This is a genomic window from Acidocella sp. C78 (genome assembly GCF_907164655.1).
In genome coordinates, this window is record NZ_CAJQZK010000067.1 from 61,242 (window position 1) to 85,456 (window position 24,215).

20 protein-coding genes and 2 pseudogenes are annotated in these 24,215 nt (G+C 67.3%); 14 read left to right on the top strand and 8 right to left on the bottom strand.

Annotated elements, in window-relative coordinates:
• The first annotated feature begins 1 nt into the window (after position 1).
• The 4 genes from ACIDOCELLA78_RS86890 to ACIDOCELLA78_RS86905 all read left to right on the top strand — a co-directional run bounded on the left by ACIDOCELLA78_RS86890 (position 2) and on the right by ACIDOCELLA78_RS86905 (position 4,959).
• Positions 2-625 (top strand): hypothetical protein, encoded by a 624-nt coding sequence (locus tag ACIDOCELLA78_RS86890; protein ID WP_201728351.1) that lies wholly within the window; start codon positions 2-4, stop codon positions 623-625.
• A gap of 188 nt (positions 626-813) precedes the next feature.
• Positions 814-1,860, top strand: a complete 1,047-nt coding sequence (locus ACIDOCELLA78_RS86895) for an HlyD family secretion protein (RefSeq protein WP_201728352.1) — start codon at positions 814-816, stop codon at positions 1,858-1,860.
• Entirely contained in the window at positions 1,857-3,407 is a 1,551-nt protein-coding gene (locus ACIDOCELLA78_RS86900) for a DHA2 family efflux MFS transporter permease subunit (RefSeq protein WP_201728353.1), read from the top strand. The genes ACIDOCELLA78_RS86895 and ACIDOCELLA78_RS86900 overlap by 4 nt, the downstream gene beginning before the upstream one ends.
• Positions 3,397-4,959 carry an efflux transporter outer membrane subunit gene (locus tag ACIDOCELLA78_RS86905; protein ID WP_201728354.1) on the top strand — a complete coding sequence of 521 codons (1,563 nt, stop codon included), beginning with the start codon at positions 3,397-3,399 and terminating at the stop codon, positions 4,957-4,959. Before ACIDOCELLA78_RS86900 ends, ACIDOCELLA78_RS86905 begins: the two co-directional genes overlap by 11 nt.
• A 4-nt stretch (positions 4,960-4,963) precedes the next feature.
• Here the strand turns inward: ACIDOCELLA78_RS86905 and ACIDOCELLA78_RS86910 are convergent.
• Together ACIDOCELLA78_RS86910 and ACIDOCELLA78_RS86915 are read right to left on the bottom strand one after the other, a co-directional pair.
• A pseudogene (locus ACIDOCELLA78_RS86910) lies at positions 4,964-5,975 on the bottom strand (LLM class flavin-dependent oxidoreductase).
• A gap of 83 nt (positions 5,976-6,058) precedes the next feature.
• Positions 6,059-7,288, bottom strand: a complete 1,230-nt coding sequence (locus ACIDOCELLA78_RS86915) for an NADP-dependent isocitrate dehydrogenase (protein ID WP_201728355.1) — start codon at positions 7,286-7,288, stop codon at positions 6,059-6,061.
• A gap of 115 nt (positions 7,289-7,403) precedes the next feature.
• Here ACIDOCELLA78_RS86915 and ACIDOCELLA78_RS86920 point away from each other — a divergent pair, with 115 nt between their 5' ends.
• On the top strand, positions 7,404-8,132 hold the full coding sequence (locus tag ACIDOCELLA78_RS86920) for an orotate phosphoribosyltransferase (protein WP_201728356.1): 729 nt from the start codon (positions 7,404-7,406) through the stop codon (positions 8,130-8,132).
• Positions 8,133-8,205: 73 nt separating this feature from the next.
• Here ACIDOCELLA78_RS86920 and ACIDOCELLA78_RS86925 read toward each other — a convergent pair whose 3' ends face one another.
• Genes ACIDOCELLA78_RS86925 through ACIDOCELLA78_RS86945 form a run of 5 tightly spaced genes read right to left on the bottom strand, consistent with a single transcriptional unit; the run spans position 8,206 to position 12,435 of the window.
• The gene (locus tag ACIDOCELLA78_RS86925; protein WP_201728357.1) at positions 8,206-8,868 is read right to left on the bottom strand and encodes a DUF1345 domain-containing protein; all 663 of its coding nucleotides are present in this window, start codon (positions 8,866-8,868) and stop codon (positions 8,206-8,208) included.
• 50 nt (positions 8,869-8,918) lie between these two features.
• The gene (locus ACIDOCELLA78_RS86930) at positions 8,919-10,586 is read right to left on the bottom strand and encodes an FGGY-family carbohydrate kinase (RefSeq protein ID WP_201728358.1); all 1,668 of its coding nucleotides are present in this window, start codon (positions 10,584-10,586) and stop codon (positions 8,919-8,921) included.
• Between the two features lie 27 nt (positions 10,587-10,613).
• A complete protein-coding gene (locus tag ACIDOCELLA78_RS86935; RefSeq protein ID WP_249675589.1) occupies positions 10,614-11,321 on the bottom strand; it encodes a sugar kinase in 708 nt (235 codons plus the stop codon).
• Positions 11,318-11,554, bottom strand: coding sequence for a PfkB family carbohydrate kinase (locus ACIDOCELLA78_RS86940; RefSeq protein ID WP_249675593.1), 237 nt, complete (start codon positions 11,552-11,554; stop codon positions 11,318-11,320). The genes ACIDOCELLA78_RS86935 and ACIDOCELLA78_RS86940 overlap by 4 nt, the downstream gene beginning before the upstream one ends.
• Positions 11,551-12,435, bottom strand: coding sequence for a DeoR family transcriptional regulator (locus ACIDOCELLA78_RS86945; RefSeq protein ID WP_201728359.1), 885 nt, complete (start codon positions 12,433-12,435; stop codon positions 11,551-11,553). Before ACIDOCELLA78_RS86945 ends, ACIDOCELLA78_RS86940 begins: the two co-directional genes overlap by 4 nt.
• Positions 12,436-12,823: 388 nt before the next feature.
• On the opposite strand from ACIDOCELLA78_RS86945, the gene ACIDOCELLA78_RS86950 reads away from it, so the two are divergent.
• The 9 genes and pseudogenes from ACIDOCELLA78_RS86950 (at position 12,824) to eda (ending at position 22,713) form a co-directional block, all read left to right on the top strand.
• Positions 12,824-14,134, top strand: a complete 1,311-nt coding sequence (locus ACIDOCELLA78_RS86950; protein ID WP_201728360.1) for a sugar ABC transporter substrate-binding protein — start codon at positions 12,824-12,826, stop codon at positions 14,132-14,134.
• Positions 14,135-14,373: 239 nt separating this feature from the next.
• Positions 14,374-15,117: a carbohydrate ABC transporter permease gene (locus ACIDOCELLA78_RS86955; protein ID WP_249675595.1), complete on the top strand. Its 744-nt coding sequence runs from the start codon at positions 14,374-14,376 to the stop codon at positions 15,115-15,117.
• Positions 15,118-15,127: 10 nt separating this feature from the next.
• Positions 15,128-15,948 (top strand): annotated as a pseudogene (locus tag ACIDOCELLA78_RS86960) (carbohydrate ABC transporter permease).
• Between the two features lie 9 nt (positions 15,949-15,957).
• On the top strand, positions 15,958-17,055 hold the full coding sequence (locus tag ACIDOCELLA78_RS86965; protein ID WP_201728361.1) for an ABC transporter ATP-binding protein: 1,098 nt from the start codon (positions 15,958-15,960) through the stop codon (positions 17,053-17,055).
• 36 nt (positions 17,056-17,091) lie between these two features.
• Positions 17,092-17,865 (top strand): SDR family NAD(P)-dependent oxidoreductase, encoded by a 774-nt coding sequence (locus ACIDOCELLA78_RS86970; RefSeq protein ID WP_201728362.1) that lies wholly within the window; start codon positions 17,092-17,094, stop codon positions 17,863-17,865.
• A gap of 7 nt (positions 17,866-17,872) precedes the next feature.
• On the top strand, positions 17,873-18,646 hold the full coding sequence (locus tag ACIDOCELLA78_RS86975; protein ID WP_201728363.1) for an L-iditol 2-dehydrogenase: 774 nt from the start codon (positions 17,873-17,875) through the stop codon (positions 18,644-18,646).
• 80 nt (positions 18,647-18,726) lie between these two features.
• Entirely contained in the window at positions 18,727-20,226 is a 1,500-nt protein-coding gene (gene zwf / locus ACIDOCELLA78_RS86980; RefSeq protein ID WP_201728364.1) for a glucose-6-phosphate dehydrogenase, read from the top strand.
• Positions 20,227-20,266: 40 nt separating this feature from the next.
• On the top strand, positions 20,267-22,081 hold the full coding sequence (gene edd / locus ACIDOCELLA78_RS86985; protein WP_201728365.1) for a phosphogluconate dehydratase: 1,815 nt from the start codon (positions 20,267-20,269) through the stop codon (positions 22,079-22,081).
• Positions 22,078-22,713, top strand: coding sequence for a bifunctional 4-hydroxy-2-oxoglutarate aldolase/2-dehydro-3-deoxy-phosphogluconate aldolase (eda, locus tag ACIDOCELLA78_RS86990; protein ID WP_201728366.1), 636 nt, complete (start codon positions 22,078-22,080; stop codon positions 22,711-22,713). The genes edd and eda overlap by 4 nt, the downstream gene beginning before the upstream one ends.
• A gap of 121 nt (positions 22,714-22,834) precedes the next feature.
• On the opposite strand, the gene ACIDOCELLA78_RS86995 is transcribed toward eda, so the two are convergent.
• Positions 22,835-24,097, bottom strand: coding sequence for a sodium:proton antiporter (locus ACIDOCELLA78_RS86995; RefSeq protein ID WP_201728367.1), 1,263 nt, complete (start codon positions 24,095-24,097; stop codon positions 22,835-22,837).
• Positions 24,098-24,215 lie beyond the last annotated feature (118 nt).

The window sequence follows — 24,215 nt, forward strand, 5'->3', positions numbered from 1 at the left end:
CGTGGCAGAGAAACCGCCGCAACCCCGGCGCCCGCCAGCCCGCCTCGTCGAGCAATATGTCCACAGGCGCGAACAATTCGTGCGGATGCGCGATGCTTCCGGCGGTGAATTCCCTGAAATGCTTGGGCTTCAGCGCATAGAGAACCCTGATGTCGCGCACCGGCAGCGCGGTTGGCGTCTCCGGTGCGGCATCGAGCAGGCCGATCCGCTGCCATCGCTGCGTCGGGTCCTGCGCGCAGACTGGCCGGCGCATCCATCCGGCGGGGCAGGAGACCAGCAGCGAATGCAGGCTCGGCGCATAGCGGGACCGCTTGTCGAGCAGGTTCTGCAAGCTGCCGCAGATCTCGATCGCGAAGAGATCGACGAACGGATCGGCGCTATTGCCGCCGAACCACAACCACAGCCCGTCGGGGAAGGTTCGCATCCGCGAGGCGCCGGGAATCTTCAGGGCAGGGGCCTCGGTTTCCTGAACCGGTCCCGGCCGGGCCCGCAGCCACACCCCGCGCTCGTCCGCATCTGCGGGTTCAAGCCCCGGCGGCGTCTGTGGCCATGCCCTGATCCGGTCGCGCAGGTAACTGTCCATGCTCTGAAACTGCGTCATTTTTCATCCAAATTGTTATTTTGAAAATCGAAATACTACCTAAGATAGTAATACTCCACACGCCGACGGATTCAAGCCGAATCGTCGTCTTCGTTGAAACTTTGTTGATGTACGTTCGACCCCCGCCGAGTTGTTGCGGCTTCGAGATGTGTGTAATGGCGACCCACGCGCCGATGGTGGCGATGATCCTGCCAATAGGATAAACTGCATTCATGAATGACCTGACCGAGACCGACTTGCGCCGCAGCGCGACCTCGTCGTCAGCACCTGCAGTCGCCGCGCGCCGCAAGCGGCGTCCGTTTGTAATTCTGGCGCTGTTGCTGATCGGTCTTGCCGCCGCGGGCCTTGCCTATTGGTGGAGCACCCGCGATTTCGCCTCCACCTCGGATGCGCAGATCGAAAGCGCGATCCATACGATTTCCGCCCGCGTCCAGGGCAAGGTCGTGGCCGTTCTGGTCAGGACCAACCAGCACGTCGTGCGTGGGCAGGTGCTCGTCCGCCTCGATCCGCGGGCCCAGCGCGTGGCGCTCGACCGCGCCGAAGCCGGCGAGGCCGAGGCGAAGGCCGATCTCGCCGCGCGCGAGGCCGACCTCGCGGTTGCCCGCGCCAATGTCGAGGTGGCCGACGCCTCGCTGTTCCGCGCCCGCCGTGACGAGGCGCGCTACACCAGGATCGATCCGCGCGCGATCACGCCGACAACGCGCGATTCCGTCGCCGCCGCCCTGCGCGGCGCGGTTGCCCGCGCCGACGCCGCCCGCCAGCAGGTTGGCGCCGCCAATGCCGCTGTCGCGGCAGCGCAAGCCGCGCTCAAGGCCGCCACCGTGAATGTCGCCGACGCCCGGCTCAAGCTTGGCTACACCGAAATCCGCGCCCCGGTTTCCGGCTGGGTCGCGCGCAAGAGCGTGCGCACCGGCAATGTCGTGGCCCCCGGAGCCGGGCTGATGGCCATTGTCGGCGATCGCGTATGGGTTACCGCGAACTTCAAGGAGACGGCGCTCGGCAGGATTCATCCCGGCCAGAACGTGCGGGTCTATGTCGATGCCATCCCCGGCATCGCGTTTCACGCGCGGGTCGCCAGCATCCAGCACGGCACCGGGAGCGTCTTCTCGCTGCTCCCGGCAGAGAACGCCACCGGCAATTACGTCAAGGTGGTCCAGCGCGTCCCCGTCCGCATCGACTTCGACGACAGCCGCCTGCGCAACCATCTGCTCGCGCCCGGCATGTCCGTCGAGCCCTATATCCGCATCCGCGGCCAATGAGCCTGCTCTACGCCACGCGGCCCAACACGCCGCGTTCGGCGGCAGGCGTCTACAATCCCTGGTTGATCGTGGCGATGGTGGCGCTGGCACCGTTCATGGAGGTGCTCGACACCACCATCGCCAATGTCGCGCTCACCCATATCGCCGGCTCGCTGGCGGTCAGCCCCGACGAAAGCACCTGGGTGCTTACCTCCTATCTCGTCTCGAACAGCATCATCCTGCCGATCACCGGCTGGCTGCAGGAGGTGGTCGGCCGCAAGCGGCTGTTCCTGATCTGCGTCGCGCTCTTCACCGCAAGCTCGGTCCTCTGCGCGCTCTCGACCTCGCTGTCCATGCTCATCGTCGCCCGGGTGCTGCAGGGCATCGGCGGCGGCGGCCTGCAGCCCGTAACCCAGTCGATGTATGCCGACAGCTTCCCCCCCTCGCAGCGCGCCCAGGTCTTTGCGGTATTCGGCGTGGTGATCATCGTCGCCCCCGCCACCGGGCCGATCCTCGGCGGCTGGCTGACCGACCATCTGTCCTGGCACTGGGTGTTCCTGATCAACCTGCCGATCGGCCTCATCGCCTTTGCCCTGATCGCGATCTTTGTCGACGAACCCGAACTTCTGATCCGCGAGCGCGCCGCCCGCCTCGCCGTCGGCCTGCGGTTCGACTGGTTCGGCCTCCTGCTGGTCGCTGTCGGGTTCGGCGCGTTGCAGATCTTTCTCGACAAGTTCTCGATCGACGACGGATTTGGCAGCGTCTTCATCCGCTTCCTGTTCGTGCTCTGGTCGGTCTCGCTCGTCACCCTCATCGTCTGGGAATGGAACCACCCCGCGCCGGTGGTGAATGTCCGCCTCTTCGCCTACCGAAACTTCGCGATCTGCTGCCTCGTGATGTTCGTCATCGGCTTCATCCTGCTCAGCACCACCCAGCTGCTTCCCCAGCTCACCCAGACGCTGATGGGCTACTCCTCGGAAACCGCCGGTTTCGCCCTCGCCCTCGGCGGCCTCGCCACGATCGGGCTGATGCCCGTCGCCGGCATCGTCACCGGCCGGATCATCCCCGCGCGCGTGCTGCTGGTGGGCGGTCTGCTCGAAACCGGCATCGCGCTGGTCTTCCAGTCGCACCTGGCGCCCACCGCCTCGTTCTCCACCATCTCGATCGACCGGGTGCTGCAGGTGATCGCGCTGCCCTTCCTGTTCATCCCGATTTCGGCGCTGTCCTATGTCGGCCTGCCACCGGCCCGCAACGGCGATGCCTCCGCCATCATCAACCAGGTGCGCAATATCGGCGGCAGCATCGGCATCTCCTTCGTCACCTCGATGCTCGCCTGGCGTACCCAGTTCCATCATTCAAGACTTGCCGAATCCGTCACACCGTATGCCAGCCTGCACGGAAGGACCCTTTCGCAGGTCGCCGCGGCGGTGCAACATCAGGCAGCGTTCATGAGCTATCTTGATTTGTTCCATATTCTGGGCCTGATGGCCCTGCTGGTCTGGCCGGTCGTGCTGTTGCTGGGCACCCCGTCCGCCCGCGCCGCCGAAGGAGTGGTCTATGAAATCTGATGTTTTTGCCGCCCGCCTGCGCCGGCGGGCCCTCATGGGCCCGGCGCTGATCGCGGCCCTCGCACTCGGCGGCTGCGAACTCGGCCCCAATTTCCACGCGCCGCGAACGAGGACGGCTTCATCCTTTCTCGCCCATCGTCCGGCGCTGACCTCCCCGGAGACGGTCAGCCAGGGCAAGGTCGACCTCGCCTGGTGGCAGAGCTTCGGCGATCCCGCCCTCAGCGGTCTTGAGCAGCAGGCCATCGCCCGCAATCTCGACGTGAAGGCCGCCACCCAGCGCCTCGCCGAAGCCGAGGCCCAGGCGCAGATCGAGGGCGCGGCACTCTACCCGAACCTCAATTTCGCCGGCTCCTACACGCGCGAGAAGCCGAGCAACAAGGGCGTCTTCACCGCGCTCAGCGGCGGCGGGTCAACCTCGACCAGCACCAATGCCGGCTCCACCGCCAGCGGCGGCTCGACCTCGATCGGCGGCGGCGGCCTGCCCGGCGCGCAGCTCCAGCCCTTCAACCTCTTCCAGTACGGTTTCTCCTCGGTCTTCGATTTCGATCTCTGGGGCAAGAACCGCCGCGCGGTCGAGGCCTCGCTCGCCGCGGTGCAGGCCTCGCGCGATGCCCGCCGCGCCGTCCTCCTCAACACCGAGGCCGAGGTGGCGCACGATTACATCAATCTGCGCGCCGAGCAGGCGGTCCTCGCCATCACCCGCCGCAACCTCGCCAGCGCCAGCAACATCGCCGGGCTGATCCGCCAGCGCCAGCAGGCCGGCCTCGCCAACGCGCTCGACGTCGCCGACGCCGAGGCCCAGGCGGCGTCGATCCGCGCCCAACTCCCCGCCCTGCAAACTTCGATCTCAGCGGACATCAACCAGCTCAGCCTCCTTCTCGGCGAGGGGCCGGAAGCCCTCCGCGCAAGGCTGATCACCGCGAAACCGATTCCGCCGGTCCCCCCGGTGGTGCCGATCGGCCTGCCCTCGCAACTGCTCCAGCGCCGTCCGGACATCCGCGAAGCTACCGCCCGCCTGCATGAAGCCACCGCCGAGATCGGTGTCGCCAAGGCGAGCTTCTTCCCCGACATTTCGCTCGCCGGCTCGGTGTCGCTGCAGGCGCTGCAATTCTCCAACCTGAACCAGCTTTCCGCCGTCACCTACGCGATCGGCCCGCAGATCACCATGCCGCTGTTCGAGGGCGGCCGCCTGCGCGGCGAGCTGCACCTGCGCAAGGCGCAGCAGCGCGAGGCCGCGGTGAACTACGCGAAAACCGTGCTCACCGCCTTCCATCAGGTCGACAACGCGCTGACCGCCTATGACGAGGAGCAGAAGACCCAGGACGCGCTGAAAACCGACGTCACCCAGACCCGCCGCGCGCTGTCACTCGCCCAGGAACGCTACCGCGAAGGCCTCGTCGACTATCTCCAGGTCCTCACCGCGCAGCAATCCGTGCTGGCCGCCGAACAGGCGCAGGCGCAGAGCCAGGCGAGGATTTCGGCCGACCTCGTCACGCTCTATCAGGCGCTCGGCGGCGGCTGGGAGCATAACGAGCCGCCCGCCGCCGGCTGAGGCCTCAGGCGGCCCGGCTCAGGCTGCAGCCCAGCCCGCGCACGATCTCGTAGCTGCGCCGGCGCGCCGCATGGTCGTGGATCTGGCAGGCGATCATCAGTTCGTCGGGGCGGAATTCGGCCATGAAGCCGGCGAGCTTCGCCGCGACCCGCGCCGGCCCGCCAACCATCGCATAGGCCAGCGCATGCTCGACCCCGGCGCGCTCGCGCTCGCTCCATCCCCCGTCGAGCGGCGCGGGGCGCGGCAGCAGCCCCGGCTGGCCGCGCCGCAGATTGACGAAGGCGCGCTGCTGCGAGGTGAACAGGAAATCCGCCTCCTCGTCATCCGGCGCGGCGCAGACCGTGACACAGATCATCGCATGCGGCTTCGCCAGCTGTGCCGAGGCTGGAACCGGCTGCGATACCGCGTCAGCGCGGCACCCAGCAGATCGGGGGCGAAATGCGCTGCGAAGGCGAAGGGCAGGCCGAGCGCGGCGGCGAGTTCGGCCGAGAAGGTGCTCGATCCGAGCAGCCAGATCGGCACGTCGAGCCCCGCGCCCGGCACCGCGCGCACCGCCTGCGCCGCGTCCGCCGGCTGGAAATACGATTGCAGCTCGATCACATCCTCGATGAAGCGGGCCTCGGTCCCCTCCATGTTCCGCCGCAGCGCGTGGGCGGTGCGCGGATCGGTGCCCGGCGCGCGGCCAAGCCCGAGATCGATCCGCCCGGGATGCAGCGCGGCCAGCGTGCCGAACTGCTCGGCGATCACCAGCGGCGCATGGTTGGGCAGCATCACCCCGCCCGAGCCGACGCGGATCCGCGTCGTCGCCTGCGCCACATGCGCGATCACGACCGAGGTGGCCGCGCTCGCGATTCCGGGCATGTTGTGGTGTTCGGCCAACCAGTAGCGGTTGAAGCCGAGGGTTTCGGCGTGGCGGGCGAGGTCGATGCTGTTGCGCAACGCGTCGCCCGGGTGGCGCCGTCCGGCACGGGGGCGAGGTCGAGAACCGAAAACGGGAAGCCTTCCATCATATCCATATAGGGAAGGCAGCCCGCCTTTCAGTCAAGACGCCGTCAGGTATGTGGCCCTGCGATCCTTGTGTGGACCACAGGGCCCGCCATCACGCGGCCTGGCGCTTCGCCATCGCCGCCTGCAGGTTCTCGTCGAGCTTGGCGAGGAAGTCCTGCGTCGTCATCCAGGGCTGATCCTTCGAGATCAGCAGCGCGAGATCCTTGGTCATGAACCCGCTTTCCACCGTCTCGACGCAGACGCGCTCCAGCGTCTCGGCGAACTCGGTCACCTCGGGGGTCTCGTCGAACTTGCCGCGATAGGCGAGGCCGCGGGTCCAGGCGAAAATCGAGGCGATCGGGTTGGTCGAGGTCGGCCGGCCCTTCTGGTGCTCGCGATAGTGGCGCGTCACGGTGCCGTGCGCCGCCTCGCTCTCCACCGTCTTGCCGTCCGGGCTCATCAGCACCGAGGTCATCAGCCCGAGGCTGCCGAAGCCCTGCGCCACGATGTCGCTCTCCACATCGCCGTCATAGTTCTTGCAGGCCCAGATATAGCCGCCGTTCCATTTCAGCGCCGAGGCGACCATGTCGTCGATCAGCCGGTGCTCGTAGGTCAGGCCGCGCTTGTCGAACTCGGCCTTGAACTCGGCGTCGAAGATCTCCTGGAACACATCCTTGAACATGCCGTCATAGGCCTTGAGGATGGTGTTCTTGGTCGAGAGATAGACCGGATAGTTCCGCGCCAGCCCGTAATTGAAGCTCGCCCGCGCGAAGCCCTCGATCGAGGCCTTGGTGTTGTGGATGCCGAGCGCCACGCCGGGGCCCTTGAAATCATGCACGTCGAGGATCAGCGGCTTGCTGCCATCGGCCGGAATGTAGGAGAGCTGCACCTTGCCGGGGCCGGGGATCTTGGTTTCGGCGGCGCGGTAGATGTCGCCATAGGCATGGCGGCCGATCACGATCGGCTGCGACCAGTGCGGCACCAGGCGCGGCACGTTCGCGCAGATGATCGGCTCGCGGAAGATCGTGCCGTCGAGGATGTTGCGGATCGTCCCGTTCGGGCTGCGCCACATCTGCTTGAGGTTGAATTCCGTCACCCGCGCCTCGTCCGGCGTGATCGTGGCGCACTTCACCGCGACGCCGTATTCCCGCGTCGCCAGCGCCGAGTCGACCGTCACCTTGTCGTCGGTCGCATCGCGGTTCTCGATCCCGAGATCGAAATATTTCAGGTCGATGTCGAGATAGGGCAGGATCAGCTTGTCCTTGATGAACCCCCAGATGATCCGGGTCATCTCGTCGCCGTCCATCTCCACGATCGGGTTCTTAACCTTGATCTTGGCCATTCCGAAGCTCCTTGCGGCAGTTTGCGACGGTCTAGCCATGCGCCCCGCCCGCCGCAAGACGGTGGACGGCAGGGCAGGGGTGTTCTAGGACGGCGGCCAGATTTGGAGGATCGACATGACGTCTGGCCTGGGCCACGCGACCGACTGGGACCGCGACGCCGCACTTACCGCGGCCCGCATCCTGCTCGAAATCAGGGCGGTGAATTTCCGCCCCGAGGAACCCTACACCTTCACCTCGGGCTGGAAGGCGCCGGTCTATATCGACTGCCGCAAGATTATCTACTTCCCCCGCGCCCGGGCGAAAATCTGCGAGCTTGGCGTCGAGAAGCTCTACCGCCATGTCGGCTTCGAGACGATCGAGGCCGTCGCCGGCGGCGAAACCGCGGGCATCCCCTACGCCGCCTGGATGGCGGACCGCATGGGCCTGCCGATGGCCTATGTCCGCAAGAAGCCCAAGGGCTTCGGCCGCAACGCCCAGATCGAGGGCGACGTGCCGGAGGGCAGGAACACCCTCCTCGTCGAAGACCTCACCACCGATGGCGGATCGAAAATCCACTTCGCCAACGCGCTGCGCGAGGCCGGGGCGATCTGCAACCACGTCTTCGTGGTGTTCTATTACGGCGTCTTCCCCGGCAGCCTGAACACGCTGGCCGAGATGGGCATGTCGCTGCACCATCTCTGCACCTGGTGGGACGTGCTGGAAGCCTGCCGCGGTGGCGACTATTTCCCCGAGGCGACACTCGCCGGCGTGCGCAGGTTCCTCGAAGACCCCGTCGCCTGGTCGGCGAAGCATGGCGGTGTCGCCAGCGCCGAGGAGGCCGCCGCCTACAAGGCGTCGAAATAGAGCACGATATTGATAATTGGAGCATCATCCGATCAGATGACCCCATCCGATCGGATGATGCTCAATCCCGCGCTCAGAACAGCCCAGCCGCGATGTTGATGGCGAGCGCCAGCACCACGGTGTTGAACAGGTAGCCGATCACGCCCTGCAATGTCGCGAGCCGGCGCATCTTGCGGCTGAGGATGTTCACGTCCGACACCTGGAACGTCATCCCCAGCACGAACGAGAAATAGACGAAATCGAGATAGTCGGGCGCCTCGCCACCCGGAAAGGCAAGCCCGCCCTCCGGCCCGCTTTCGGTCGCCGCGTAATATTCATGCGCGTAGCGATAGGTGAAGGTGATCTGCGTCATCAGCCACGAGGCCACCAGCGTCGCCGCCACCAGTGCCACATAGGGCGTGTGCGCCGCCGCCCCCGCCCCCTTGCCGCGCGCGGCGAAGATCACGATCGCGGTGAAGCTCATCAGCGCGCCGGCGATGCTCAGGCCGAAGATCGTCCATTCGCCTTCCTCCTGCCGCGCCGCGTCATCGCCGATCCGGGTGTGATCGGCGCGGCTGAAATGCAGCATCGCCAGCACGACATAGGCGGCAACGGCGATGTCCCAGCACAGCACCGCGCGCAGCGTCGGCGCGATCGTGGCGGGCAGCAGCAGCGCGGCCAGAAGGCCGCAGAGCAATCCGGTAAACAGGCGCGGGTGGCTGCGCGCGACCCGCACGGCGAGGGGAGATGTCCACATGCCGCGCAGGATACACCAATCCCGCGCCGCCGGCAGATACCCTCGCCGGTTCAGCCCCGCATCAGCGCCCGATACGCCATCTGGTCGTCATGCATCCGCCGGAACACGGCATATTTGCGGGCATGGAACGCCGTCCGCGCCGCCTCCGGCGCGATCACCGCCCCGGCCCGGCTCATCGCCGCCATTGCCGCCGGCAGGTCGGGATAGGCGCCGCCGGCCACGGCGCCGAGAATGGCGCTGCCGAGCAGCACCGCTTCCGGCTCCGCCGGCAGCACGATCCGGCATCCCGTCGCATCGGCGTGCTCGCGCAGGAACAGCGGGTTCTTCGTCCCCCCGCCGGTCGCCATGATCGTGTCGATCGCGTAGCCATGTTCGTTCATCGTCTCGATGATGTGCCGCGTGCCATAGGCCACGGCCTGGATCGTCGCGAGATAGAGCCGCGCGCACTCAGCCTCGTCCGCCGCGAGCTTCAGGCCCGAGATCATGCCCAGCAGGCTCGCATCGGCCCGTGGCGAGCGGTTGCCGTGAAAATCGGGAAACACGTGCAGCTCCCCGGTCAGCTCCCCGGTCAGCTCCCCGGTCAGCGCCGCGGTCGAGCCGGCCTCCGCCGCCATCTGCCCGACCATCGCATTCAGCCGCTCATAGATGCTCACCCCCTCCGCCTTCGCGGCCTCGGCAAGCGCGGGATAGGCGGCATGGGTCGTCACCACGTGGTCGATCAGCGCGCCCGTCGCCGACTGCCCGCCCTCGCTCAGCCACATCCCCGGAAGCATCGCCGCGTGATATGGTCCCCACACGCCGGGAACGAAGCGCGGCTCCGGCGCCACTGCCATGTGGCAGGACGAGGTGCCGCCGATCAGCGCCACCCGCCGCCCGAGCGCGGCCGCATCCGGCGCCGCTCCGTCGAGTGCCGCGCCGATCACCCCGATCCCGCCGGCATGCGCGTCGATCGCCGAGGTGCCTACCGGAATCCCCGGCGTGAGACCAAACGCCGCCGCCGCTTCGGCCGAGAGCCCGCCGCCCACCGGTGTCGCGATCGGCAGGATCGTGGTGCCGATCCGCGCGAACCCCTCATCGGCGAGTTCGCCAAGCCCGATCGCCCGGAAATACCCCTCGTCCCAGCGGGATTCGTGGCCGAGATAGGTCCATTTGCACACGGTCGAGCAGAGCGAGCGGCTGGTCGCCCCCGTCGCCCTGTAGGTGAGGAAATCCGGCAGGTCGAAGACATGCCGCGCCGCCGCCCAGCTTTGCGGCGCGTGCCGCTTCAGCCACAGCAGCTTCGGCGTCTCCATCTCCAGCGAGATCCGCCCGCCGACATAGCGCAGCACCTCGTGCCCGCCCGCATTGATCTCCTCCGCCTCGGCCCGCGCGCGATGATCCGCCCAGAGAATCACGTCCTGCGCCGGGTCGCCGTCCGGCTCCACCGGCAGCGGCGCGCCGGCCGCATCCAGCACCACGAGCGAGCAGGTCGCATCGAACCCGATGCCCCGCACCACCAGCCCGCCGCCCGCCTCCGTCATCGCGCGGCGCACGCACGCGCTCACCGCTCCCCAGATATCCGCACTCGATTGCTGGATGAAATCCGCCCGCGGCCGCCAGCTGCCGATCGCCCGCGTGGCACTCCCGCGCATCGCCCCGTCAAGGCCGAACACGCCCGCGCGCGCGCTCCCGGTGCCGACATCGACGCCGATGACGACATGGTTTTCCGGATGGCTCATGGCGGTTCTCCTCGTTCCGGTTATGGCTCAGCCCGCTTCGGCGATGAAGGCGTCGAGTGTCGCGAGATCGGCGATCCCCTCCATCCCGCCCTTGCGGCTGACGGCCAGCGCGCCGGCCGCGCGGGCGTAGTCGAGCGCCCGCCGCGTCCCCATCCCCTGCAACAGGCAGGTGACGAAGGCGGCGCCGAAACAGTCGCCAGCCCCGGTCGGGTCGACCTCCTCCACCGGAAAGGCCGGCAGGTCGAACTGTTCCTCGCGTGAGCGGAAACTGACACCCTTGCGGCTGCGCTTGATCACCACCATCCGCACGCCGAGATCGAGCAGCTCCTCGACCGCCGCGCGCTCCGACTTCGCCTCCGTCGGCAGCAGAATCTCCGGCCCCGAGGGCAGGAAGATGTCGGTATAGCCCAGCATGAATTCGAGCCCGGCGCGCATTTCGGGAATCGTCAGCATTTCCTTGCGGATATTCGGATCGAACGAAATCACCGCCCCATTCGCCTTGGCCAGTTCGATCGCCTTTTTCATTTCGTCAATGACATGAAACGAAAACAGCGACGTGCCCATGATATGGAAATGCGCGCATTGCGCGAGCATCGCCCGCGCCGCCGCGTCGATCGTGATCCGCCCGGCGGCGCTGCGCTTGAGGTTGAACAGGAAGTCGCGGTCGCCATCCTCGCGGTAGCGCACGAAGGCGCTCGCCGTCACCTGGTCCGGCTCGATCCGCACGGCGCTCACATCCGCCCCTCGCGCCGCAGCCGGTCGACGCAGAGCCAGCCGAAATCGTCGTCGCCGATGCAGGAGATGATGCCCGCGCCAGCCCCGAGCCGCGCGGCCTGGGCAATGAAGGTCGCCGGCGCGCCGCCGGGGAAGGGGCCGAGCAGCCGGCCGGGCTCGTGAAAGCCCTGCCCCTTTTCCTCGGCGAGAATGTCGACGAGGATTTCACCCATGGTGACGATCATGCCGGTCATGACGCCTCGCCGAATGCCTTGGCGCCGGCGCGCTGCCGTGCCGGGTGGCTGGAGAAATGCGCCTCCGTCCCGGCCTCGGCATCCACCGGCCTGAAGCCCGCGCCCAGCAGGATGTCGCGCAGCCGGTTGCTCGGCAGCCCGGGCAGGATCAGGTCGGAAATCCCGGCAAGGCCGAGCTGTGCGGTGCGCCGTTCGAGCGAAAGAGCGGGGTTGCCGATCAGCACGATGCTGCGCGTGCTGCGCCGTATCGCCGCCTCGGCCAGCCGTTCGGCGGGTTTGGCGGCCAGCAGCAGGGCGGCGTCGGCCGACAGCGCGTCCGCCTCGAAGATCGACCAGCCGAGCGCGAAATGGTCGAGCATCCTGAGCGCGCCCGCGCCCTCGATCATGCCGCTGTCAGGCGCGATCTCGCCGCCCAGCAGATGAATCCGCGCATCGAGGCAGGTGCGGGCAAGCGGGATCGCCTCGGCGCTGGTCAGCACCACCGAAAGTCCGGGAATTTCCGCGAGCCACGGAATCGCCTGCGTCGCCAGCGGCCCGGGGCCGACCAGCACCGTCTGGTCCGGCCCGATCAGCGCCTGCGCCCGCCGCAGCATCGGCACCAGCTGCGCCTTGGTCAGCGGCGCGCCGGCGGGCCGGTCGCGCGGAGCGGCCGATTTCGCGGCGATCGCCTTGCCAAAACTGCGGACGATCAGCCCCTGCTCCTCGAGATAGGTCAGGTCGCCGCGAATCGTGACTTCGGAAACCTTGAGCGCCGTGCTGAGTTCATCCACGCGCATCTGCCCGTACTGACGGATCCAGTCGGCGATCTGCAACCGCCGCTGCAACACGGCGCTCTTTGCGCCGACCGTCAAAGCGATGCCCCGGAACGTTCCATGCGGCATCGATGCCAGTAACCCGACCGGAAGTCTATAGGTTTCGAAACGAAAGAAATTTTTTCACCAGCAAACCCGATTTTCCGCCGCTCTCGCCATATTTCTATTTCAAATTCCTATCTTTCGATGTTGCGCCGCGGCATGATTTTGTCGTTGACTTTCCAAACGAAAGCCAGCTACCTGCGAATCACAAGTTGTGCCGGCGCGCCGGACGCAACATGCGGGGGGATATCCAGCCTTCCGGTCGCACCCGGGCGGGGCGCGGGCCGGGTTTCCCCGATCGCACTGGCCCTTGCGGGCTCACCTCGCGCAGCCCCGTCTGCGCACGTCCCGGCGCGCGGTTTGCGAGCGCCGTGCTTCAGTCGATGAACCGGATTGTTCGAGAGGGAAACGCTTCATGAAACGACAGATCAGGACTGCGATGGGCGGACTCGCCCTCGGTTGCCTCGGCATCGCCGCCGCTCACGCGACGACGCTGACGATCGCGACGGTCAACAACCCCGACATGCTGCAAATGCAGAAACTGTCGCCCCAGTTCACCAGGGAAACCGGCATCAAGCTGAACTGGGTGGTGCTGCCGGAAAACACCCTGCGCCAGCGCGTCACCACCGATATCGCGACCAATTCCGGCAATTTCGACATCGTCACCGTCGGCTCCTACGAAGTGCCGATCTGGGGCAAGGCCGGCTGGCTCGCGCCGGTGAAGAACCTGCCCGCGAGCTACGACGCGAAGGATCTGTTCCCCACCGTGCGCAAGGGTCTGTCCTACAAGGGCACGCTCTACGCCCTGCCGTTCTATGCCGAAAGCTCGGCGACGTATTACCGCAAGGATCTGTTCAAGGCCGCCGGCCTCGCCATGCCGGCGCACCCGACCTATGCCGAGATCGAGACGTTTGCCGCCAAGATCAACGATCCCTCGAAGGGCATCTACGGCATGTGTCTGCGCGGCCTGCCCGGCTGGGGCGAGAACATGGCCTATTTCACCACGCTGGTGAACACGTTCGGCGGCCGCTGGTTCAACATGAAATGGCAGCCGCGGATCGACAGTCCGGCCTGGAAGAAGGCCGCCGATTTCTACGTCAACATCGAGAAGAAATACGGCCCGCCCAACGTCACCTCCAACGGCTTCACCGAGAATCTGGCGCTGTTCAGCCAGGGCAAATGCGGCATGTGGATCGACAGCACGGTCGCGGCCGGCTCGCTGTGGGACCCGAAAACCTCGAAGGTCGCAAGCGAGGTCGGCATGGTTTCCGCCCCGGTCGCGGTCACGCCGCACGGCGCGCATTGGCTCTGGGCCTGGGCGCTCGCCATGCCGAAAACCACGCGCCACAAGGCGGCCGACATGAAGTTCCTCGAATGGGCCACGTCGAAAGCCTATCTCAAGCTGGTCGGTCACACATTCGGCTGGGTCCAGGTCCCGCCCGGCACCCGCATCTCGACCTACAGCAACCCTGACTACCTCAAGGCGGCTCCCTTCGCGGAGGCGGTCAAGAACGCGATCCTGACCGCCGATCCGAATCACCCGACGCTGAAGCCCGTGCCCTATACCGGCGTGCAGTTCGTCGCGATCCCGCAATTCGAGGGGATCGGCACCGAGGTCGGCCAGCAGCTCGCCGCCGCCCTCGCCGGGCAGAAATCGGTCGACGCCGCCCTCGCCCAGGCCCAGAAGGCCACGGCGCGGACGATGAAGGAAGCCGGTTACCACTGAGTTCGGCAAGGAAGGAGGCGGCGTCGCGGATCTTCCGGGGCGCCGCCATCCGCCGGAACGCGGGAGCGCATGATGAGCCAGCCTGTATCACCCACGATGACAAAAGCCGCTCCCTCGGCCGCGCCGCGCCGCCAGGTGCGAACCCTGCCGCTGCTGCTCCCGCGGTCGTCCTCCTGCTGCTCTGGTCGATCCTGCCGCTGCTGCAGACGATCCTCTATTCGTTCCAGCACTACAACCTGATGGAACCGCCGGCGGCGTATAATGGCGGCCTCAACTATACCTACCTCTTCACCGATTCCTCGACCTGGACGGCGATCTGGAACAGCGTGGTGCTGGTCGCCGGCGTGCTCGCCGCCTCGATCGTGTTCGGCACGATCATCGCGCTGCTGCTCAACAACGATTTCCCCGGCCGCAACATCGCCCGGCTGATGGCGATCGCGCCCTTCTTCGTGATGTCGCCGGTCGCCGCCCTGATCTGGAAGAACCTGCTGCTCGATCCGGTCAGCGGCCTCGCCGGCTGGCTGATGACGCTGGCGGGCCTCAAGCCCATCGCCTGGTTCAGCGTCTATCCGATGCTCTCGATCGTGGTGATCTATTCCTGGCGCTGGATTCCCTTCGCCACCCTCATCCTGCTCACCGCCCTGCAATCGCTCGATACCGACCAGCTCGAAGCCGCGCGGATGGACGGTGCGAAGGGCTTCGCCCGCCTGCGCTACATCGTGCTGCCGCATCTCGGCCGGCCGATCTCGATCGTGGTGATGCTGGAATCGATCTTCATGCTCTCGGCCTTCGCCGTCATCTACACCACCACCAATGGCGGCCCCGGCGATGCGACGACGACGCTGACCTACATGATCTTCATCCGCGCGCTCAACGATTTCTCGATCGGCAGCGCCTCGGCCGCCGGCGTCTTCGCGATCGTGCTTGCCAACATCCTCGCCTTCTTCCTCATCCGCGCGGTCTCGCGCACGTTGCAGGCGTGAGGTCCCGCCGATGAAACCCTCCCTCGCCAGCCGCGTCGTCCTCGCCACCCTCGCCTGGGCGGCAGCGCTCATCATGGTCTTCCCCATCCTCTGGATGCTCGTCACCGCCTTCAAGACCGAAGGCCAGGCCATCGCGATCCCGCCGCTGCTGATCTTCACGCCCACGCTCAGGAGCTTTTTCGACGCGACGCAGAACGCCGGCTACCTGCTCTTCGCGCTCAACAGCGTGATCGTCAGCGTCGGCGCCACCGTTCTCGCCATCGCCATCGCCTTTCCCGCCGCCTACGCGCTCGCCTTCTTCCCTGGCAAGCGCACGGAATTCACCCTGATGTGGATGCTCTCGACCAAGATGCTCCCGGCGGTCGGCGTGCTGATGCCCATCTATCTCTTCCTCAAGAACGTCCACCTGCTCGACACGCGGCTCGGCCTCGTGGCCATCGACACGCTGATGAACCTGCCCATCGTGGTCTGGATGCTCTATTCGTTCTTCAAGGATATACCTCACGAAATCCTCGAAGCCGCGCGCGTCGACGGGTTGGCCCGCGCCAGCAGATGATCCATCTGCTGCTCCCGCTCGCGGGGCCCGGGGTCGCCTCCACGGCGCTGCTCTCCGTCATCCTCGCCTGGAACGAGGCGTTCTGGAGCATCAACGTCACCGCGTCGCACGCCGGCACGCTCGCGGCCTATATCGCGCGGTTCTCGGCGCCGGAGGGATTGTTCTGGGCGAAACTCTCGGCGGCCTCGGTTCTCGCGGTCGCCCCCATTCTGGTCTTCGGCAGCCTGACCCAGCGCCGCCTCGTGCGCGGGCTCACATTCGGCGCGGTGAAATAGGAGCGGATCATGGCGAAACTTCTGCTGGAAAAGGTCGAGAAGCGATACGAGGGCTTCCACGCCATCAAGGGCGTGGATCTGTCGATCGACGATCGCGAATTCGTTGTCTTCGTCGGCCCCTCGGGCTGCGGCAAGACGACGCTGCTGCGCATGATCGCCGGGCTCGAGGAAATCAGCGGCGGCGATTTCAGCATCGATGGCGTGCGCGCCAACGACATCCCGCCCGACAAGCGCGGCCTCGCCATGGTGTTCCAGACCTATGCGCTCTACCCGCACATGACGGTCGCGGAAAACATGGGCTTCGCGCTCAAGATGGCGAAAGTCCCCAAGGCCGAGATCGAGCGGAAGGTCGCCCACGCCGCCGAGATGCTGCAACTCGACAAGGTACTCGCCCGCCGCCCCAAGGCGCTCTCCGGCGGCCAGCGCCAGCGCGTCGCCATCGGCCGCGCCATCGTTCGCAATCCGAAAGGATTTCTGTTCGACGAACCGCTGTCGAATCTCGATGCCGCGCTGCGCGTGCAGATGCGCACCGAACTCGTGAAGCTGAACAAGCAGCTCGAAACCACGATGATCTACGTCACCCACGACCAGGTCGAGGCGATGACGATGGCCGATCGCATCGTGGTGCTGAACGGCGGCATCGTCGAGCAGGTCGGCTCGCCGCTCGAACTCTATCACAACCCGGCCAATCTCTTCGTCGCCGGCTTTATCGGCTCGCCCAAGATGAACCTGCTGCAAGGCGTCGTCTCCGCGCGCGACGATGCCGGCGCGGATGTGAAACTCGACGATGGCGGCAGCATCCGTGTCGCGGCGGCCAACATCGCCGCGGCCCCCGGCCTGCGCGTCACGCTCGGCATCCGGCCCGAGCACACCGCGCTCGCCGCCGATGGCGAAATCGGCGGCACCGCCGATTTCGTCGAGCATCTCGGCAATGAAACCCTCGTCTATGTCAGGCGCCCCGGCGAGGCGCAGATGATCGTCAAGGCCGACGATCTCGCCGGCGTGCGCATGGGCGATCCCGTGCGCATGAAGCCGCAACCCGCCCGCGCCGTGCTGTTCGGGCCGGACGGCAAGGCGCTGCTGCGGCGCGAATTCCACCTGCGCTGAGCACCACGCCAGCGCAGGACAACACAAGGAGCGGACATGTATCTCGAGAAATATGACCTCAAGGGGCGCAACGCGGTCGTCACCGGCGGTGGCCGCGCGATCGGCCTCGCCTGTTCCACCGCTCTGGCCGAGGCCGGCGCGCATGTCGTCATCGCCGACCGCGATGCCACCGTCTGCGAGGAAGGCAAGGCCGAACTCGCGAAGCTCGGCTACTCGGCCGACTCCGTCGTGCTCGACGTCACCGACCCCGACGCGGTGAACGCCGCCGCCGATGCGCTGAATGCGAAATTCGGCGCGATCGACATCCTGGTGAACAATGCCGGCATCGCCCGCTCGGGCGTCGCCGCCGAGGACGTGACCGACGAGCACTGGCTCGATGTCATCAACGTCAATCTCAACGGCGTGTTCTGGTGCGCCCGCGCCTTCGGCCGCGCCATGCTCGCCCGCCAGCGCGGCGTCATCGTCAACACCGGCTCGATGTCGGGCTTCATCTCGAACAAGCCGCAGAAGCAGTCCTTCTACAACGCGTCGAAGGCGGCGGTGCACCATCTCACCCGCTCCCTCGCCGGCGAGTGGGCCGATCGCGGCGTGCGCGTCAACGCCGTCGCGCCCACCTATATCGACACGCCGCTGACCCGCTTCGGCATGGAGGATCCCGAACTCAACCGCATCTGGCTCGACATGACGCCGATGCACCGCGTCGGCCAGCCGCACGAAATCGCCTCGGTGGTGCTCTTCCTCGCCTCCGACGCGTCGAGCCTGATGACCGGCTCGATCGTCCTCGCCGATGGCGGCTACACGGTCTGGTGAGGCAGCGATGAGCGGACGCTTGCAAGGCAAATACGCGGCGATCACCGGCGGGGCAGGGGGCATCGGCCAGGCGATGGCGGCCGGCTATATCGAGGAGGGTGCGACTGTCTGCATCGCCGACCGTTCGCGCGCGGCGGCGGAGGCGGTCGCGCGCGATCTCGGGCCGCAGGCGCATGCCTGTGCCCTCGATGTGGCGGACATGAATTCCATTGCCGCCTTCGCCGATTTCACCGCAGCGCGCGGCGGGCTCGACATCCTGGTGAACAACGCCGCGGTGTTCGATCTCGCGCCGATCGCCGACATCACCGAGGCGAGCTACGATAAGCTCTTCGCCGTCAACGTGAAGGGCCTGCTCTTCACCCTGCAGGCGGCAGCCCGGCAGATGATCGCGCTCGGGCGGCGCGGGCGGATCATCAACATGGCCTCGCAGGCCGGCCGCCGCGGCGAGGCGCTGGTCGGCGTTTACTGCGCGAGCAAGGCGGCGGTGATCAGCCTCACCCAGTCCGCCGGGCTCGACCTGATCCGCCACGGCATCCGCGTCAACGCCATCTCCCCCGGCGTGGTGGACACGCCGATGTGGCAGGAGGTCGATGCGCTGTTCGCGCGATACGAAAACCTGCCGGTCGGCGAGAAGAAGCGCCAGGTCGGCCTCGCCGTGCCCTATGGGCGGATGGGCCGGCCGGACGATCTCGTCGGTGCCGCCATCTTCCTCGCCTCCGACGAGGCGGAATACATCGTCGCCCAGACGCTCAACGTCGATGGCGGCAATTGCATGAATTGACCGCAAGCGGGCCGCCGGTGTTGAGTTGACCGGCGGCCCGGCCTATACCGGGCAGCGGCAACCAGGGATTATTTTGACCCATGAATTTTTCCCAGCCCATTATCGACCCGTTCGACTACGTGGTGTTCGGCGGCACCGGCGACCTCGCCCGCCGCAAGCTGTTGCCCGCACTCTACCTCCGCGATCTCGACGGCCAGTTGCCGGCGTCTTCGCGCATCGTCGGCTCCGCCCGCACCGAACTCTCCGCGGCCGGGTTCCGCGAGCTGGTCGAGGCGAGCCTGCGCGAATTCATCGCCGACAAGCTCGATCCCGCGGTGCTCGCCCGCTTCCTCGCCCGGCTGCATTATGTCTCGGTCGATGCCAAGGCCGCGCGCGGCTGGCCCGAACTCGCCGCCTTGCTCGGGGATGCGCCGCGCCAGATCCGCGTCTTCTACCTCGCCACCGCCCCCGAGCTGTATGGCCCGATCGCCGACAACATCCACGCCCACGGCCTGCAAACGCCGGAAACCCGCATCGTGCTGGAAAAGCCGATCGGCCACGACCTTGCCTCCGCCCGCGCCATCAACGACCGTGTCGGCGCGGTGTTCGAGGAGAGCAACATCTTCCGCATCGATCATTATCTCGGCAAGGAAACGGTGCAGAACCTGCTGGTGCTGCGCTTCGCCAACTCGCTGTTCGAACCGGTCTGGAACCATAACGGCATCGATCATGTGCAGATCACCGTCGCCGAAACCGTCGGCGTCGAGGATCGTGGCGGCTATTACGACCATACCGGCGCCCTGCGCGACATGATCCAGAACCACCTGATGCAGCTGCTCTGCCTCGTGGCGATGGAACCGCCGGCAACGCTCGATCGCGAGGAAGTGCGCGACGAAAAGATCAAGGTGCTGAAATCCCTCGCCCCGATTTCCCGTGACGATATCGCAACGAAATCCGTCCGCGGCCAGTATCGCGCCGGCGCGATCAAGGGCGGCCCGGTGAAATCCTATGCCGAGGAAAACGACATCGCCCCCGGCTCCACCACCGAAACCTTCGCCGCGCTGAAGGTCGAGGTCCGCAACTGGCGCTGGGCCGGCGTGCCGTTCTACCTGCGCACCGGCAAGCGGATGCCCGAAAAGGTCTCGGAAATCGTCATCCAGTTCAAGCCGGTGCCCTACTGGATCTTCCCCACCGGCTCTGACCGCGCGATGCCGAACCGCCTCGTCATCCGCGTGCAGCCCGACGAGCATATCCGCCTGCATCTGTGGACCAAGGAACCCGGCCCCGGCGGCCTGCGCCTGCGCAACGCCCCGCTCAACCTGAGCTTCGCCGAAACCTTCAAGAACAACCATATGCCGGATGCCTACGAGCGCCTGCTGATGGATGTGGTGCGCGGCAACGCCACGTTGTTCATGCGGCGCGACGAGGTCGAGGCCGCCTGGGAATGGACCGAATCCATCCTCGATGCCTGGAATTCCGCCGGCGACCGTCCCAAGCTCTACACCGCCGGCACCTGGGGCCCGTCCGAGGCGGTGGCGATGATCGTCCGCGACGGCCGCACCTGGTTCGACGAACAGGCCGGCTACGGCGCCGGCGACTGACACGCCCCGCCGGGGCGCGCGTACTGCGAGGAGCAAAAACATGGTTCAGGATGCGATCGCACGGGTCACCGACCGGATCAGGGCGCGCAGCGAGGCCGGGCGCGCCGCCTATCTGGCCCGCACGGGCGCGCTGATTGCGCGCGGCGTGCACCGCGGCGCGGTCGGCTGCGCCAATCTCGCCCACGCCCTGGCCGGCTGCGCCAAGGCCGAGCAGGACGACCTCAAGCGCGACGACAAGCCGAATATCGGCATCGTCACCTCCTATAACGACATGCTCTCGGCGCATCAGCCCTTCGGCCGCTTCCCCGACCTCATCAAGCACGCCGTGCGCGAGGCCGGCGGCATCGCCCAGGTCGCCGGCGGCGTGCCGGCGATGTGCGACGGCGTCACCCAGGGGCGGGAAGGGATGGAACTCTCGCTCTTCTCGCGCGACGTCATCGCCATGGCCACCGCCATCGCCCTCTCGCACGACGTGTTCGACGGCGCGCTGCTGCTCGGCGTCTGCGACAAGATCGTCCCCGGCCTCGTCATCGCCGCCCTGTCCTTCGGCCACCTGCCGGCCATCTTCGTCCCCGCCGGGCCGATGCAATCGGGCATTTCCAACACCGAGAAATCCCGCGTCCGCCAGCTCTACGCCGAGGGCAAGGTCGGCCGCGCCGAACTGCTCGACTCCGAAATCGGCGCCTATCACAGCCCCGGCACCTGCACCTTCTACGGCACCGCCAACTCCAACCAGATGCTGATGGAGATCATGGGCCTGCATCTGCCGGGCGCCTCCTTCGTCAACCCCAACACCGAGCTGCGCGACGCGCTGACCAGTGCGGCGGCGAAGCGCATCCTCGAAATCACCGCCCGCGGCAACGAATTCACCCCGGTCGGCGAAATGGTCGACGAGCGGACGGTGGTGAACGGCATCATCGGCCTGCTCGCCACCGGCGGCTCGACCAACCACACCATCCACCTTGTCGCCATGGCCCGCGCCGCCGGCATCGCCATCACCTGGCAGGATTTCTCCGATCTGTCCGAACACATCCCGCTGCTTACCCGCATCTATCCCAATGGCAGCGCCGACGTGAACCACTTCCAGGCCGCCGGCGGCATGCCGGTGCTGATCGGCGCCCTGCTCGATGCCGGCCTGCTGCACGGCGATGCCCGCACCGTCTGGAGCCCCGACGGGTTGCAGGCCTATCGCGACCAGCCGGTGCTGGAGGAAAAGGTCCTGCGCTGGAAACCCGCCCCGGCCGAAAGCCTCGACCGCGACGTCCTGCGCGATGCCTCCGAGCCCTTCAGCAAGGATGGCGGCCTGCGCATCATGCACGGCAATCTCGGCCAGGCCGTCACCAAGATCTCCGCCGTCAAGCCCGAGCACCGCGTCATCGTCGCCCCGGCCCGCGTCTTCCGCAGCCAGGAAGCGATGCAGGAGGCGTTCAAGGCCGGCGAACTGCACCGCGATTTCGTCGCCGTCGTCACCCATCAGGGGCCGCAGGCGAACGGGATGCCCGAATTGCACAAGCTGACACCGCCCCTCGGCGTGTTGCAGGATCTCGGCTTCAAGGTCGGCCTCGTCACCGATGGGCGGATGTCCGGCGCCTCCGGCAAGGTGCCCTCGGCGATCCACGTGACGCCGGAATGCGCCTGCGGCGGCGCGCTGGCGAAGGTGAGGGATGGCGACATGATCAGGCTCGACTGCGAGGCCGGCATAGTGGAGGTTCAGGTGGATCAGGCGGAATTCGCGGCGCGGCCGCTCCCGGAAGTCGATCTCTCGGCGCATCACCACGGCATCGGCCGCGACCTGTTCGGCGCCTTCCGCGCCGCCGTCGCCGGGGCCGATCTCGGCGCGAGCGTCTTCGCATGAACCGCCAGGACGGGCTCGCTGCCCTGCTCGCCGTCTCGCCGGTCATCCCGGTCCTGACCATCGACAGCGCGCAGGATGCCATCCCGCTCGCCCGCGCCCTGATCGAGGGCGGCGTCGGCGTCGTCGAGGTCACGCTGCGCACGAAGGCGGCGATGGAGGCGATCGCGGCGATGGCCGAAGCGGTGCCGGAAATGGTCGTCGGCGCCGGCACCGTCCTCACCCCGTCGCAATATCGCGAGGTGGAGGAGGCCGGTGCGAAATTCGTCGTCTCGCCCGGCTCCAGCCCCGCCGTCCACGCCGCCGCGGCGCAGAGCCGCGTGCCCTTCCTCCCCGGCGCTGCAACGCCGACCGAGGTGCTGCATCTGCTCGAAGCCGGCTTCCGCTACCAGAAATTCTTCCCCGCCGAGCAGGCCGGCGGCATCCCGATGCTCAAGGCGATCGGCGCGCCGATCCACGAGGTCACCTTCTGCCCGACCGGCGGCATCACCCCCGCCTCCGCGCCCGACTATCTCGCGCTGGCCAACGTGATCTGCGTCGGCGGCTCCTGGCTCACCCCGGCCGATCTGCTCAGCGCCGGCGACTGGCGGGCCATCACCGAGCGCGCCGCCGCCGCCGCCGCCCTGCGCCGCTGAACCCGACCCGCCGGCGACCGCCGGCAAAGACGATCAACGGCGACCGCCGGCAAAGACGATCAACGGCGACCGCCGGCAAAGACGATCAACGGCGACCGCCGGCAAAAGACGATCAGCGGCGTCAGCCCGCGAAAAACATCAGCGTCGTCAGCGCGAAGAGCGGCAGCAGCACAATGAATGCCGCCCCCATATACCCGATGAACCCCGGCATCCGCACGCCGCGCCGCGCCGCGATCGCGCGGATCATCAAATTCGGCGCGTTACCAAGATAGGTCAGCCCGCCGAACAGCACCGATCCGGCGGCGAAGCTTGTCAGCAGCGTCGCCGGCGGGGCGACCAGCCGCGCCGCGTTCCCCCCGGCCGCCTCGAAAAACATCAGATAGGTCGGCGCGCTGTCGAGAAACGCCGAGGACAGGCCCGAAGCCCAGAACCACAAGCCCGCCGATTGCGGCAGCCCCGCCGCCGCGACCGTGCGCAGCACCGGCGGAATCGTCGCGAAGATCGCGAAGAACAGAACGGCGATCTCGCGCATCGGCTCCCAGGCGAACTGGTTGCGCGCGCGGATCGCCCGTGGCGTCACCCGCTCGGAAATCGCGACGAAAACGGCCGCAGACAATGTGATCGCGATCTGCCCCGCCGGCAGCGATGCCGGCCCGATCGCGATCTCCGGCCCCGGCTCGATCCCGGCCAGCGTCAGCACCGCGATGAACATGCCAAGCAACGCGAGATTGGCGCCGCCGCGCACCCTCAGCCGCTCGGCCTTGCGCACCGGTTCGCGCCGCGCCAGCCGCCAGTCGATCGCGAAGGCGAGCGCCAGCACCGGCACCACCACCACCAGCATCGGCCCGGCGAGGTTGAACAGCGGCCAGAAGAACGGCACCCCGCGCAGGAAGCCGATCAGCAGCGGCGGATCGCCGAGCGGCGTCAGCGCGCCCCCGGCATTGGCCACCACGAAAATGAACGCCAGCACCAGATGCCGCACCTCGCGCCGCGCCGCGTTGGCCGCCAGCAGCGGGTGGATCAGCAGCAGCGAGGCTGCGATCGTCCCCATCGCCGAGGCGAGCAGCGTGCCCACCGCCAGCAGCAGCAGGTTGCCGCCCGGCCGCCCCCACGGCCCGCCGGCGATCAGCACCCCGCCGCCCAGCGTGTAGAGCGCCATCAGCACCGCGATGAAGGGCATGAAATCGACCAGCCCCGAATGCCAGAGTTGCGCCAGCGCCGCCGCCGGCCCGGCCGCCATCGCCCCGATCGCGAGTCCGAGCGCCACCCAGAACAGGCTGATCCGCACCATGTGCCGGTGCCAGACGCGCGGCGCCAGCCCCGGCAGCAGGGCGAAACTCGCCAGCGTGCCCAAGAACGGCGCGACTGCGGCAAGCCCGCTCACCGGCGCGTGCCCCGGCGTCCGGCTTTCAAGATCCCGCGCGGCAGGGCAGGGCGGATTTGCGCGCGCGGCAGCGTCAAACTAAAGATGCGGAAACGGAACACGGTCACGAAGGAGAGCA

Excerpts from the sequence above, each read along its gene's own strand:
- ACIDOCELLA78_RS86965 (WP_201728361.1), top strand. The coding sequence starts at position 15,958 with ATGGCGAAACTTCTGCTGGAAAAGGTCGAGAAGCGATACGAGGGCTTC.
- edd (WP_201728365.1), top strand. The coding sequence starts at position 20,267 with ATGGTTCAGGATGCGATCGCACGGGTCACCGACCGGATCAGGGCGCGC.
- eda (WP_201728366.1), top strand. The coding sequence starts at position 22,078 with ATGAACCGCCAGGACGGGCTCGCTGCCCTGCTCGCCGTCTCGCCGGTC.
- ACIDOCELLA78_RS86930 (WP_201728358.1), bottom strand. The coding sequence starts at position 10,586 with ATGAGCCATCCGGAAAACCATGTCGTCATCGGCGTCGATGTCGGCACC.
- ACIDOCELLA78_RS86970 (WP_201728362.1), top strand. The coding sequence starts at position 17,092 with ATGTATCTCGAGAAATATGACCTCAAGGGGCGCAACGCGGTCGTCACC.
- ACIDOCELLA78_RS86905 (WP_201728354.1), top strand. The coding sequence starts at position 3,397 with ATGAAATCTGATGTTTTTGCCGCCCGCCTGCGCCGGCGGGCCCTCATG.
- ACIDOCELLA78_RS86950 (WP_201728360.1), top strand. The coding sequence starts at position 12,824 with ATGAAACGACAGATCAGGACTGCGATGGGCGGACTCGCCCTCGGTTGC.
- ACIDOCELLA78_RS86895 (WP_201728352.1), top strand. The coding sequence starts at position 814 with ATGAATGACCTGACCGAGACCGACTTGCGCCGCAGCGCGACCTCGTCG.
- ACIDOCELLA78_RS86900 (WP_201728353.1), top strand. The coding sequence starts at position 1,857 with ATGAGCCTGCTCTACGCCACGCGGCCCAACACGCCGCGTTCGGCGGCA.
- ACIDOCELLA78_RS86925 (WP_201728357.1), bottom strand. The coding sequence starts at position 8,868 with ATGTGGACATCTCCCCTCGCCGTGCGGGTCGCGCGCAGCCACCCGCGC.
- ACIDOCELLA78_RS86915 (WP_201728355.1), bottom strand. The coding sequence starts at position 7,288 with ATGGCCAAGATCAAGGTTAAGAACCCGATCGTGGAGATGGACGGCGAC.
- ACIDOCELLA78_RS86920 (WP_201728356.1), top strand. The coding sequence starts at position 7,404 with ATGACGTCTGGCCTGGGCCACGCGACCGACTGGGACCGCGACGCCGCA.
- ACIDOCELLA78_RS86940 (WP_249675593.1), bottom strand. The coding sequence starts at position 11,554 with ATGACCGGCATGATCGTCACCATGGGTGAAATCCTCGTCGACATTCTC.
- ACIDOCELLA78_RS86975 (WP_201728363.1), top strand. The coding sequence starts at position 17,873 with ATGAGCGGACGCTTGCAAGGCAAATACGCGGCGATCACCGGCGGGGCA.
- ACIDOCELLA78_RS86955 (WP_249675595.1), top strand. The coding sequence starts at position 14,374 with ATGGAACCGCCGGCGGCGTATAATGGCGGCCTCAACTATACCTACCTC.
- zwf (WP_201728364.1), top strand. The coding sequence starts at position 18,727 with ATGAATTTTTCCCAGCCCATTATCGACCCGTTCGACTACGTGGTGTTC.
- ACIDOCELLA78_RS86945 (WP_201728359.1), bottom strand. The coding sequence starts at position 12,435 with ATGCCGCATGGAACGTTCCGGGGCATCGCTTTGACGGTCGGCGCAAAG.